We start from the raw sequence: 13,439 nt of genomic DNA, 5'->3' as shown, positions 1-13,439 counted from the left end.
CAGTTTTTCACGTGAGATTATCTGACACCTCGTATTTTAACAGGTGGTATTTCTTTTTTCAAAGTTCATTTTTATTTATTACAGGAATGCTCCTTAAAATAAAAAAAGGAAAGAGGGTAATAAAGTTCCTCTTTCCTTAAATAGTTTTATACTATATTTTTTAAAGCCCATGGAAGCTCCTGTGGAATAGAAGCATAGTGTATGATCAAAATCGAATAAAATAATTAAAAAATGATGTTAACCATACATAAGTAAGCATAGATAAAAAATGGCAACAAAAAAGAGTCTTTAATACTTCACTACGTAATTCATATTAAATTGAAATAGTTAAAAAAGGGCAGACTTATCCCTTGTTCTAAACTAGTTCAATTGTAAGAATTACGTAATTAGACATTATAGACTCACATCTCCTAAAATAGAATTATTTTACACGATATATTATACATCATATTGAAAAAAATGTAAAGTAGTTAAATAAGCTGAACGTACTAAACTAAATAACCAAATATAACAAATTTTTGCCATGAAAATTGCTATAATATGTCTGCATTTTCATGGCAAATTTTATAAAACCCAATAAATAAAAAACTCTCCCCTCAACATTGAATTGATTCATTGAGAATCATTGCTCTAACGAGGAAAGAGTTAATTAAATACTTATTAATATAAGCTGCTATTTTGTATAGTTATCAAAATAACCTTGAATATATATTATAGGGGTACCTTTATCTCCACTTCCTGAGGTTAAATCAGAAAGTGAACCTATAAGGTCAGTAAGTCTTCTAGGTGTAGTTCCCTGTGCTTCCATTGCGCCTACAAGGTCCGACTTCTTGTTTTTAATGTATTCAGAGATAGCTTTCTTTAGCTCTTCTCCTCTTAAATGAGCAAAGTTGTTGTCTGCAAGATACTTTAACTTAATTTCATTAGGAGTTCCTTCAAGTCCTGATGTATAAGCTGGTGATACAACAGGGTCAGCAAGCTCCCAAATCTTACCTACAGGATCTTTAAATGCTCCATCTCCATAAATCATAACCTCAACAGTTTTTCCAGTCTTTTCTTTAAGTATAGTTTGGATGTTATCAACAACAGGTTGGCAGTCACGTGGGAAAAGCTTAACACTTGCTTCCGTTGATTTATTTGAGCCTAAAAGACCATATGTTTCGTTGTATCCACTACCATTAACTGATGTTGATAGAATATCATCAAGAGCATAAACTTTCTCTCCACCATTTGCTTTTAATATTTTCTTTGTTCTAAATCTCGTATGAATATCACAAGTAAGTACATTTTTAGTATAATCTAAAATTGTTTTTGGATTATTAGAAAAAACAACCTCACATTTAACACCATACTCTTCAATAAGAGATTTATAATAATCAATATAATCAACACCAGTGAAAGTATGCTTATTATATCCGAAATAATCGCGGAATTGTTTTTCGGTTAAAACATCTGTCCAAGGATTTACACCTTTTTCATCAAGAATATCCATATCTATTAAGTGATTACCTACTTCATCAGATGGATAGCTAAGCATTAACACAATTTTTTTTGCGCCTTTTGCAATACCACGAAGACAAATAGCAAAACGGTTACGACTTAAAATAGGAAATATAACACCTATAGTATCTTCTCCAAATTTTGAACTTACATCTTTTCCAATAGCATCAATACTTGCATAGTTACCTTGTGCACGAGCTACGATAGATTCGGTCACAGTAACAATATCTTTATCATTAATAGAGAAGCCTTCTGTTTCAGAAGCTTTCAGTACACTATTTACAACAATTTCTGCTATATTATCTCCTTGATTGATAATTGGGGCACGAAGACCTCTAACAACAGTACCTACTACTCTTTCCATCTATAATCTCTCCTTAATTATTTTTATTTTGGATTGAAATCATATTCTATACTTGTAGTATATACCTTCTTTATGATATAAGTAAAATAAATAGATATAATATTAGATATAAGGAGTGCTTATATGCCAACTAAGTTAGATTTATATAGAGTTTTCTGTGAGGTAGCTAAATGTCAAAGCTTTTCTAAGGCTGCGAAAATGCTTTACATGACTCAGCCAGCTGTTAGTCAATCAATTATGCAGCTTGAAACAGAGTTGGAAATACGTCTTTTTACAAGAACACCTAAGGGAGTTGTTCTTACAAATGAAGGACAGCTTTTATATGAATACACTAATTCAGCTATTAACTTAATTAATGTAGGTGAAAAAAAGCTCATGGAATTTAAGAGTCTTATGATAGGTGATTTGAAAATAGGTGTTGGAGATACTATTTCAAGATATTTTCTATTACCTTATCTAGAAAGATTTCATAGCATGTATCCAAATATTAAGTTGAAAATAATCAATCGTACGACTTTAGAGCTTTGTGCTATGTTAAAGTCAGGAGAAATAGATATTGCGATTTGTAATCTACCTATAAAAGATTCATCTTTAGAGGTAAGAAAATGTATAGAAGTAAATGATATTTTTGTTTGTGGTGAGAAATACAAAGATGAATTTTCTATACCTTTAAGTCTTGAAGAATTATTAAAGTTTCCACTCATACTACTTGAGCCTAAATCAAATTCAAGACAGTATGTTGAAAAGTACATGCTGTCAAAAGGTGTTAAAATTAACCCAGAGATAGAACTTGGATCCCATGATTTATTATTAGAGTTTGCAAAGATTAATCTTGGTATAGCATGTGTCATTAAAGAATTTTCTCAGGAATATTTGCAAAAAGGGATACTACACGAGGTACAACTGTCTAAACCAATACCTAAAAGAAATATTGGATATTGCTTTTTAAAAAGTGTAACTCTTTCAATTGCTTCGAAAAAATTTGTTGAAATATTAGAATGTTAACAAAACAAAAAAACAAGTAAAAACAAGGGAATGATTTGCCTGGCGTATATCATGATTATTTTATACAAAATAATCTAAATGTTTCCATCCATTTAATAAATTTATACTTTATAGCTTATAGATGCTGACAGTTTTCACAGAAGTAAATACTACCACCTAGATAAGCTTTTTTCTTAATCATAGCACCACATCTAGGACAAGGCTTATCTACTGTGTTTTTGCACAGAACTGTATTGTAACCGCCTTGACATCCAAATAAATCACGCTCAGTATTTCTACCTCCATGCTCAACCATTTCTCGAAGAACTGATTTAATAGCAGTGTACATATTATGTATTTCCTCATTTGACAAGGTTGACATCTTACGCTGTGGATGGATTTGAGCCGTCCACAGAATATCCTGTAAAACGCCGTTACCAAGTCCAGATATACGTTGTTCTGTTGCTAAAAATGCCTTAGCAGATAGTTTGTGTGTGTTTTCGTCAAATAATGAGTCAAAAAACTTTCTGTCAAAGCTATCAGATAATGGAGAGGGATCGCTGCTTTTTTTATGACAGTCAGGGACGTCATAGGATTCTCCTTTTTTAAAGCAGAATAATGCCCCCCACATCTGTACTGTAGCGCTTACAGCTGTAGAATCTTGAAATTCAAGCAAAAGCTGATGTTTTTTTGGAAGCTTGGCACCTTTTATATGGTATCTTACTGGTGTACTTAAGTGAAGTATCATATCCTCTATAAATATCTCTATATAACATCCAAAGGTAGAAGTAGCTTGAATTGTTTTTCCTGCAAGGAGATCATGGTAGTCATCAGGATTACCTGTATACCAAGCAAACGAGTGTGGTGTATGATTTGCAGTTACCCTCATTATTCTTTTGCCTATAAGTGTATTGTTTATTTGTTCTGTTAATACAATAGCTTCAGGTAATTCAATCATTTATATCATCCTTTCTCTTCAATCTTGTACTTATTGTATAATAAACGCTACTTCTTATAAGTTATAATTTGCGACAACTCTCTTATAAAATTCAACAAATCCGATATTCTTATACATGATCACTGCTTCCTTCTCAGCACGAAGTATTGCTGTCTTAATATCAATGTTAAGCAATTCTTGTAATGTTGTGACTGTAACAGCTGTACCTAGCCCATTCTTCCTGTACTCTTTTAATGTGGAAACCATTTCTATAGTAGCAATATATCCGTCTGTTATTGCCATACATGTTGATGCTGGTTGACCATTAATCAATCCAAGATAAAAGTATGTATTGTCAAGCATAAACAGTTCACAAACTTGTTCGTAAGTGAAAAGCTCAGTTTCAAAAAGTGCAGTATTTACGATACTGACCCAAGTTTTTAATGTTTCTTTATCTTTAACACTTACTATTTCAATATTTTCGGCAGGTTTTATTTGATATATTGAAGAGTCAATATCCATAGCCATACCGCTACCTGTATCATAGTCAATAGTAAAGCTTTTTGAGCACAGTATCTGAATAATATTATCTGGTTTTGAACTAGGAGTGATAAGAATGCCTGAAGGAGCTTTGTTGCTTTTTATCATATATATAAGCTCATTTAATGCATCATCAACATATTCTGATTTTATGCATATATTAAAAATCCGTTTAACTCCATCAGGTAAGACAGACATGACCCATTCAATGTCACCTGTATGTAGAGACATACCAGGTAACTTTCCAAGAGTATACCAATAAAGCTTTGTGCCTGTATCCAAGCAATCGAGATAATACTGCTTGTCCATATTTTCACCTCCATTTATACTAGATGACTATATAAATTACAACTTTTCAAGATTACTCTATTTTGTATATTAAGGAATACTGTTATATGGCCTTTAGCTTCGTTAATATAAGGTGTAATTTTGTTACTTCCTATACTATAATAGCTAAATGTAAATTATTCTTATTCTGTATTAGCATAAATTAATATAAAAAAACTTGGATCCATATTCCAATATTTCTTCTATTTTATTCCATACTATAATTATATCATATAAAAAAGTAAAGATTAAGACTATATTATTCCATATTATAGTAATAAAATAAGTATTATTATTACAATGAAATTGATAAGGAGGAGATTCAAATGTGTCAAAATCTAATAGACGAGATTACTCAAGAGTTATTAGAGTCAGAAATGAAATTGTTGTCAATCATTATAAAATTTATAAAGACAAATCGTAAAGCAAGTACTTCAAACATCGAATTTCTAATAGATATCAAAATACCATCTATAATGAATTGTTGGAAGACGAGTGCAGAAGAGCTTATATCTAAAGGTGTAATTACATACCAGATAGAAAGTGGTGAAAAAGCTTTTGATCTAACAGAAAAAGGTACGATTTATTCAAATTTCATATATCAAAATGACTACTTAACTAGATATTTCTACGATGAGTTTTATAAAAAAGCAGAGGATAGTTTAGCTCATAAAGAATTTTGTGAGAATGTATATAATAAAGATCTTTGTCAGCATGGAATGACAGATATGAAACAGCTTGATTTACTTATTCATCATCTAAATACTAACGATAAAAGCGATGTTTTAGAAATAGGGTGTGGTAATGGATATATAACAGAGTATATTTCTGATGTCACAAGAGCACATGTTACAGGGATAGATATTTCCCCTGTTTCAATTGAGTCTGCAATAAATAGAACTAAAGCAAAGAGCAATAGGTTAAATTTTGAGACAAAAAACATTTATGATCTTGACTATAAAGAGCATACTTTTGATGCTATAATTGCCATAGATTCACTGTTTTTTATAAATCCCTTTGGCGATGTTGTTGAAAAACTAATTTATATGTTAAAGCCAGGGGCTTCAATGTATGCATTTTTTATTTATCCTCCTAATGTGGGTTGCTTAAGATTTGATGAGGAGCTAGATAGATTAAAGCTTAACTACAGTGTTATTGATTTGACAAAAGAAAATTATGAGCATTGGGTACTAAAAGAAGAAGTACTATTAAAATTAAAATCAAAATTTGAAAAAGAGAATAATATGTTTTTATATAATAACAGAATTCAAGAATGCCAAGGTGACATACGAAACTTCAAGAGATTTTTATATATTGTAAATAAGTAAAAGAAACAGACTTTATTTAGTTTGTATTATATAAGGATAATGTAATAATGAAGACAAACAGTCTTAGAATAGAATATGATTAAAAAATTATTAGAAGATATTATGATATATTTACAAGAAAAATAATATAATATATAATAACTATAATTCCAAAAATAAAGCCTTGATGAGAAGAAGTAAAATTAAAAGAGTTTTACAGAGAGTTCCCGGTTGGTGAGAGGGGCAAAACAATTTAATTTGAATACATCTCTGAGCAGCACTCTGAAAGATAACAACTAGTAGGCAGTTGCCGGTTTCTGCATCCGTTATAATGCTAGAGTATAACCAAGAATACTTAACACTGGCGTACTCGAAAAGATTGCTATCGTGAGGTAGCGATAAATTAAGGTGGTAACACGTGATTAAAACTCTCGTCCTTTATAGAGGACGGGAGTTTTTTTATAGCCCATAGGAAAGTTCTAATTTACCTTAATATAAACTTTCCGGTAAATGGGTTCCAAAAAAGGCATCCTTAATATATTATTAATGCATATATAGAAGCCTTTTTACTTTATGAAGGAGGAAAAAAAATGAAAAATGTAAATGAACAATTAAAAATTATAATGAAAGGAGTAGACGAAATAATAGGTTTAGAAGAGCTTAAGGATAAGCTCATGAAGTCACAAAAAGAGAGGAAACCATTAACAGTAAAATTAGGACTAGATCCTAGTGCGCCAGATATACATCTAGGACATACTGTAGTACTCAGAAAAATAAAACAAATGCAGGATTTAGGACACAAAGCAGTGATAGTAATAGGAGATTTTACAGGGATGATTGGAGATCCGACTGGGAAGTCTAAAACAAGAAAAGCACTTACCAGAGAGCAAGTAATAGAGAATGCTAAGACTTATGAAGAACAAATATTTAAAGTATTAGACAAAGATAAAACAGAAGTGAGATTCAATAGTCAATGGTTGTCGAGGCTAGGGCTTGAAAATGTGATTAGTTTAGCATCAACGATGACTGTAGCAAGAATGCTTGAAAGAGAAGATTTTAAAAGGAGATTTGAAAATAACATGCCAATATCCATACACGAATTTTTTTATCCATTAATGCAAGGGTATGATTCAGTAGAATTAAAAGCAGATATTGAGCTAGGCGGAACTGATCAAAGGTTTAATGTTCTTATGGGAAGAATGCTTCAGAAACAGTATGGTCAAGAGCCTCAGGCTACTATATTTATGCCATTGTTAGAAGGTGTTGATGGCAAAGAAAAAATGAGTAAAAGTTTAGGCAACTATATAGGTATTAATGAGTCTGCTGAGATAATGTATGAAAAATCAATGAGTATCCCCGATTCATTAATAATTAAATACCTTGAATTGGTAACAGATATTCATCCAGATGAAGTAATTAAGATAAGTGAAGAATTACAAAAAGATAGTACTAATCCAAGAGATATAAAGATGAGATTATCAAAGGAAATTGTTAAATTATATCATGGAGCTGAAAAAGGTGATTTAGCAGAAAAAAGATTTATAAAGGTTTTTCAGCAAAAGCAGATTCCAACAGATATACAAACGATTGAAGTTTCAGATGTTAATTTTGACTTAGCAGAAATTTTAGTTAATAATAGAATAATAAAAAGTAAGAGTGAGGTGAGAAGGTTAGCAGCTCAAGGTGGAATGAAAGTGAATAATGTTAAATTATTAAATTTAGCAGAAATAAAATTAGATGATAAAATGATAATACAAATCGGTAAAAAAACATTTATTAAAATTATAATAGTAAGGTGATGACATGGAAGATTACTATTATTAAAAGCTCTATAGGTTTTAGAAAACTTATAGAGCTTTTATATTTTTAGTCAAGCTTCAGAATTTAAAGTCGTAATTTGATTTTATAAAATGGAACGAGCAAACTATAGAGTCTCATTACTACTGTTGTGTTGCACCATATAATACAAATATTTATAAATAATTATTTACACTGACAGGTATATGTCAGCGTTATATCTATATAATCAATTATTGAGAAAAGGTTATAAGAATAAGGGGGAATAAAAGTGGAGATAGAAAATCAATTAAAGAACCGGTTGTTAGAAATTAGAAAAAATGAATGGGCTATTCCAAAAGGAATAGATGTTTGGCAATTTGCATTAGAAATGATGGACAATATTGGATCAACAGATCCGGAGCTTAGAGATGAGCTTGTTTTAGAACTTGTATGTAGAATGATTATTAAAAAAGTTTTACCTAAGGAACAAATAAGAGAGATATTAGATATTTCATTAAGTGACAAGCATTTATTTCATCAGCTTGGAGAAGAAGATGATGATTCTGTTTTTAACAGAGCCTTTACAATCCTAGTTGTACGGTGGATAATATACTATCATAATACTTTTGGAGAAGATCTTCTTAGTGAAGAAGAAATGCTTAAGGTATTCGAAGATGTTATAAGATATGTAAGACTAGAGAAAGATACAAGAGGATATGTGCAAGACAAGGGTTGGGCGCATGCTGCGGCGCATTCTGGTGATGCTCTTAGAACATTTGCATTATGCAACTATTTGAAAGAGAAGCAATTGATGCAGATCTTAGAAGTAATAAAGGAAAAGGCAAATATAAGCTACTACGTATACGTAAATGAAGAGACTGAAAGATTGACATCAGCAGTTGTAAATGTAATTGATAGAAATGTTCTTGGTGAGCGTGAAGTTGTTGGTTGGATTAGGAGCTTTGAAGATATTGAGAAGCCGAGTAATTATCCTGAAGCGCATTATTGGAATGAGAACATAAAGGGCTTACTTCGAAGCTTGTATTTTAGGCTTAAATTCAGAAAAGCACCTTCAATATTTACTGATGAAATTGAGCAAGTTTTAAATAGTATAAACAGTTTTTTTAATGGTATAAGCGTATAGAGTAACAGGGAACCGTTAGATGACGATTCCCTGTTTTTTGTAAGTAATCTATTCATAGCATTTTCTATGGACGGAAAGATAAGACTACTAATGAAAATCTACCGCGAGATTTTTGTTAAAGATATATGCATCATTGAACAAGTAACATTTATTTATATATCCTTCATAAATTATTTCTTTATTTTTAATTGAAAACAAATCATTTGCTTGTATAAGTTCAGAAGGCTTATTGGAGTTATATACTTTATTTTTTATTAAAATCTCCGAAACAAACTGGGAGCAAAAATAATGGTTTTTCCTTTTAATAGGCTTGTCTAGTAGTACTCCAAATAGTCCTATAAAATTATATCTGTACTTGTCCTTTTTCTTTAAAAATTCTTCAACATTTTTTCTCAGAGAATAATACTGCTTTTCGGTGACCTTTACTCTATATATCATACATTCACTTCTTTTAAATTTCTTATAAACTCCTTCATGAAGGCTTTCCTTTACAAAACCACCTGAAAAGGGATTGTTAGGATTAGTTCTACCGAAAGAATACATTTCGGTAAAACTATCGTCAAAGCTAATAGATGAGTGTACAAATTTAGTGTCTGAAAAAATATTTATGATATTTGAAAGCCAGGTGCCTGTTTTTGAAAAGACTAAATAAATATACTTATGATCCATGAATAATTGCTCAACTCCTTAATAATGCTAAGATAAATTTTATACATTTAATTATAATGGATAAACATTAAAAAAGGGTAAAAATAAAATGAATTTTTTCTTAAGAATTTAGAATTGAATAAATATGATGTTTGCCCTTTTCTACTTTATATGTTATAAAAGAAATAAAACTAATAATCGTGGAGAAGGAGTAATATGAATCTTTTAAGCATAGAAAACATTTCGAAAAGCTATAGTGAGAAACAATTGCTGGACAATATAAACTTTGGAATAGATGACAGTGATAAAATCGGAATAATCGGAATAAATGGAACAGGTAAAACCACACTTCTAAAAATAATAGCAGGAGTGGAACAATCTGATACAGGAAGAGTTATAAAAGGGAGCATGGTCAAGATAGAGTATCTTTCACAGGATCCTGATTTTGATATTAATGCTACAGTTCTTGAACAAATATTTAAAGATAATTCAGCAGTAATGAAATTAGTAAGGGAATACAGAGAAGCCATTCAGAATCCCAATACTTCAAGTGACAGAATTATAAAGCTTACACATGAGATGGATACAATGAACGCTTGGAATATTGAAAGTGAAGCAAAAAGTATTTTAACTAAGCTAGGTATTGTAGACTTTGATGCAAAGGTTGGAACATTATCAGGAGGTCAAAAAAAGAGAATAGCTTTAGCTTCAGCCTTAATTAATCCATCAGACCTACTAATCCTAGATGAACCTACTAACCATCTTGATAATGAAACCATAGATTGGCTTGAACAATACCTTAATAAAAGAAAAGGTGCTCTTCTAATGATTACGCATGACAGGTATTTTTTAGATAGAGTAGTTAATAAAATCATAGAGCTTGATAGGGGCAATCTATACGAATACAAAGGTAACTATAATACTTTTTTAGAAAAGAAATTAGAAAGAGAAGAAATCGATGCTGCCAATAAGAAAAAAAAGCAAAGTCTTTTAAGAAAAGAGCTAGCTTGGATGAAAAAGGGTGCAAAAGCAAGAACAACAAAGCAAAAAGCTAGAATACAGCGATTTGAAAAATTAAATGAAGAAAAAGTAGAGTTAAATGAAGAAAAGTTAGAGATATCAGTAGCTCATAGTCGACTTGGAAGGAAAGTAATTGAAATAAATAATATAAATAAATCTTTTGGAGATAAAAAGATAATAGATGATTTCAGCTATATTGTATTGAGAAATGATAGAGCAGGTATTGTAGGACCAAACGGGAGCGGAAAATCTACTTTAATAAATATAATAAGTAATAAGATAGAGCCTGACAAAGGAAAGGTTGAAGTAGGAGAGACAGTAAGACTAGGAGTATTTTCTCAAGAAACTCATCATATTGATGGCAATATGAGGGTTATTGAATATATAAGAGAAGGTGCTGAAAACTTTACTACACAAGATGGACAGAAAATAAGTGCATCACAGATGTTGGAGAGGTTTTTATTTCCTCCTGAGCTGCAATGGACACCCATTTCAAAGCTGTCTGGAGGAGAGAAAAGAAGGCTGCATTTACTTAGGGTGCTAGTAGAAGCACCAAATGTACTTCTTTTAGATGAGCCAACTAATGACTTAGATATAGAGACACTTACAGTTTTAGAGGATTATCTTGAAGAATTTCAAGGTGCAGTTATTGCTGTTTCTCATGATAGATATTTCTTAGATAAAATGGCAGAAAAAATATTTGTGTTTGAAGGAAACGGTAAAATAGTAGAGCATACAGGAAACTATACAGATTTAAAAGAAGACATAATTAATGATAACGAAGATAGCATCAATGAAAACAAAAAAGTTAATAAAGCAGAGAATACTTCAAGTAAAAAGAATAATACTAACTACAAAAATTCTATTGAAAAGAGCAATGAAAAACCTTTAAAATTCTCTTATATGGAAAAAAGAGAATATGAGGAAATAGATGGAGTAATTGCAGAGCTAGAAGAGAAAATCAGTCAAATTGAGGACAAAATTAATGAGGCTAGCACAGATTATGTGCTTTTACAAGAGTTGCTAGGTTCAAAAGAAGAACTGGAGAAACAGTTGGAACTAAAAATGGAGAGATGGGTATATCTAAATGAAATAGCAGAAGGAATGCAATAATGTTTTCCATAATTTGAAAAATATAAATCTATATGATAAAATGTAGTTGTGATTAAAAACATGTGTGAAGTAGGCAGGAACAGTAGCAAGTGTGTGAGCCTAGATATGTGTATGCAGATTTAGGTAAGCTTACGTTTTATTGTGAAATTTCTGTTGAAAAACTGTATTTTAGAACTGGGGCTTGTTTAGATTCGAATGGATCTGTCTATACTACTAAGGGTGGTATAAAGTGAGTCGATAAGGCGAAACTTAAGCACTCTAACTCTATTGTGAGTTAGGGTGCTTTTTATATAAAATCAATTAAATTGGAGGGATAGTTTGAACATATCAGGAAGGACACCTCTTATGAGGGCAAAAAAACTTGAGAAATATTTGGGAGTAAAAGAAATATATTTGAAGCTTGAGGGAACAAATCCATATGGACATAAGTACGATAGGATTGCAGAAGTATTAGTAAAGGACGCATTAATGCAAGGCAAAAAAAGTATTTTAGTTGATGGGTCGTATGAATATATTGACTCAATAATGCAGTTTGCATTGAAAAATGATATTTATATCAAAATACCAATATTCAAGAACGAGAAATGGAAGAGAAGTAAGTACTCTGAAGAAGAGGTTATTAATTTTACTAAAAGAGATATTGATAACAGAATAGCATTTCTTGAGCAATATTGTTTTGAAAACAATTATTATAATGGTTCAAATGGCTTTAGCAATAAGCATTTAAGTATATTAGCATTGCAAAAAATTGGAGATGAAATAACAGAAAAGTTAAATGGTCAAATAAGTACTGTTTTTACCCAACTTAGTTATGGTTATACTGTATCTAGTCTTTACAATGGATTTGTAAATAGGTGGGTACAAGGAGATATTGAAAAATATCCTAAAATATTTTCTTGTACAATTCCTAATGGAAATATAATATTTGATGATTACAAGAAAAATCTTCATTTGAATGATCTGGATAAATATGATATTAAAGTAAACAAATATACCCGTCATCTATTTATAGATCAAAGCTTGTTATTAGAGGAAACATTAAAAGCTATTCATGACACAAATGGAAATATATTATCCATAGATGAAAATTTATTGAAAGAGAGCTCCAATGTATTAAGACATTTAGAAAATGTAATATTATCTACAGAAGAAGGCTATTCTTTTGCTGGATTTTATAAGCTTGCAAAAGAGAAAAAAATTCAAGATGGAAACCATGTAATAATATTAAACAATGGAAAGAGTGATATTGACATTGAGAGAATACAGAGCTTTGATAAGTATTCTATAGAACAAATATCATCATGGATAAAGGAATGGCTTCTTCAATATTCTGATTCAATGCAGGAAATAAGTGAGGCAGTAGAGTCAGCAAAACAAGATGGTTTTATTTTAATTGCATTAAGAAATAATACTCCACAAGGTGTGTGTGTCGTAGTAAACATTGGATTCGAAAGCTATATACCGACTTATCACTTGTCATATATTGCAACAAAGAAAGGCAATAAAGGTAGAGGAATAGCTACAAAGCTAATAAATCAAGTAGTGGAGCTAACAGGTGGCAAGGTCTCTCTACACGTTGATTTAGATAACAAGAGAGCAAAAAAGCTTTATGAAAAATTAGGATTTAAACATATGTATAATAGAATGATTTATTATGGTGAATAGAATAAATCAAATCTATTTTACTATGAAAAAAGGAGATATCTCATGTTTTTATAGGATATCTTTTTTTATCGAATTTAATATAGAATGAAACTAGCTAATTCTGATATTATA

At 30.6% G+C, this 13,439-nt stretch carries 10 protein-coding genes and 1 other annotated feature; of the genes, 6 read left to right on the top strand and 4 right to left on the bottom strand.

Annotation, left to right across the window (positions count from 1 at the left end):
- Positions 1–673 precede the first annotated feature (673 nt).
- Complete coding sequence (locus HNR33_RS10165) at positions 674–1,864, bottom strand: coenzyme F420-0:L-glutamate ligase (protein WP_429082985.1); 1,191 nt, start codon at positions 1,862–1,864, stop codon at positions 674–676.
- Positions 1,865–1,987: 123 nt separating this feature from the next.
- Here HNR33_RS10165 and HNR33_RS10160 point away from each other — a divergent pair, with 123 nt between their 5' ends.
- The gene (locus HNR33_RS10160) at positions 1,988–2,869 is read left to right on the top strand and encodes a LysR family transcriptional regulator (RefSeq protein ID WP_429082983.1); all 882 of its coding nucleotides are present in this window, start codon (positions 1,988–1,990) and stop codon (positions 2,867–2,869) included.
- Between the two features lie 115 nt (positions 2,870–2,984).
- Here HNR33_RS10160 and HNR33_RS10155 read toward each other — a convergent pair whose 3' ends face one another.
- Together HNR33_RS10155 and HNR33_RS10150 are read right to left on the bottom strand one after the other, a co-directional pair.
- Positions 2,985–3,806: a DNA-formamidopyrimidine glycosylase family protein gene (locus tag HNR33_RS10155; RefSeq protein WP_429082981.1), complete on the bottom strand. Its 822-nt coding sequence runs from the start codon at positions 3,804–3,806 to the stop codon at positions 2,985–2,987.
- Between the two features lie 54 nt (positions 3,807–3,860).
- Entirely contained in the window at positions 3,861–4,634 is a 774-nt protein-coding gene (locus HNR33_RS10150; protein ID WP_429082980.1) for a GNAT family N-acetyltransferase, read from the bottom strand.
- A 344-nt stretch (positions 4,635–4,978) separates the two neighbouring features.
- On the opposite strand from HNR33_RS10150, the gene HNR33_RS10145 reads away from it, so the two are divergent.
- The 3 genes from HNR33_RS10145 to HNR33_RS10135 all read left to right on the top strand — a co-directional run bounded on the left by HNR33_RS10145 (position 4,979) and on the right by HNR33_RS10135 (position 8,882).
- Positions 4,979–5,980, top strand: a complete 1,002-nt coding sequence (locus HNR33_RS10145; protein ID WP_429082978.1) for a class I SAM-dependent methyltransferase — start codon at positions 4,979–4,981, stop codon at positions 5,978–5,980.
- Between the two features lie 154 nt (positions 5,981–6,134).
- Positions 6,135–6,401, top strand: a binding site (T-box leader).
- Positions 6,402–6,549: 148 nt separating this feature from the next.
- On the top strand, positions 6,550–7,758 hold the full coding sequence (gene tyrS, locus HNR33_RS10140; RefSeq protein WP_429082976.1) for a tyrosine--tRNA ligase: 1,209 nt from the start codon (positions 6,550–6,552) through the stop codon (positions 7,756–7,758).
- A 269-nt stretch (positions 7,759–8,027) separates the two neighbouring features.
- Positions 8,028–8,882: a DUF2785 domain-containing protein gene (locus HNR33_RS10135; RefSeq protein WP_429082974.1), complete on the top strand. Its 855-nt coding sequence runs from the start codon at positions 8,028–8,030 to the stop codon at positions 8,880–8,882.
- Positions 8,883–8,969: 87 nt separating this feature from the next.
- On the opposite strand, the gene HNR33_RS10130 is transcribed toward HNR33_RS10135, so the two are convergent.
- A complete protein-coding gene (locus HNR33_RS10130) occupies positions 8,970–9,551 on the bottom strand; it encodes a hypothetical protein (RefSeq protein WP_429082972.1) in 582 nt (193 codons plus the stop codon).
- 195 nt (positions 9,552–9,746) lie between these two features.
- Between HNR33_RS10130 and HNR33_RS10125 the strand changes: the two genes are divergently transcribed.
- Both HNR33_RS10125 and HNR33_RS10120 read left to right on the top strand, forming a co-directional pair.
- A complete protein-coding gene (locus tag HNR33_RS10125) occupies positions 9,747–11,663 on the top strand; it encodes an ABC-F family ATP-binding cassette domain-containing protein (protein ID WP_429082970.1) in 1,917 nt (638 codons plus the stop codon).
- Positions 11,664–11,981: 318 nt separating this feature from the next.
- On the top strand, positions 11,982–13,328 hold the full coding sequence (locus HNR33_RS10120) for a GNAT family N-acetyltransferase (RefSeq protein ID WP_429082968.1): 1,347 nt from the start codon (positions 11,982–11,984) through the stop codon (positions 13,326–13,328).
- Positions 13,329–13,439: the final 111 nt, after the last annotated feature.

This window comes from Brassicibacter mesophilus (genome assembly GCF_050433385.1).
In the GTDB taxonomy this organism is placed as follows: Bacteria; Bacillota; Clostridia; order Tissierellales; family Proteiniboraceae; genus Brassicibacter; species Brassicibacter mesophilus.
The sequence above is the reverse complement of the archived record's forward strand: the minus strand, read 5'-3'. Positions and strand labels throughout refer to the sequence as shown.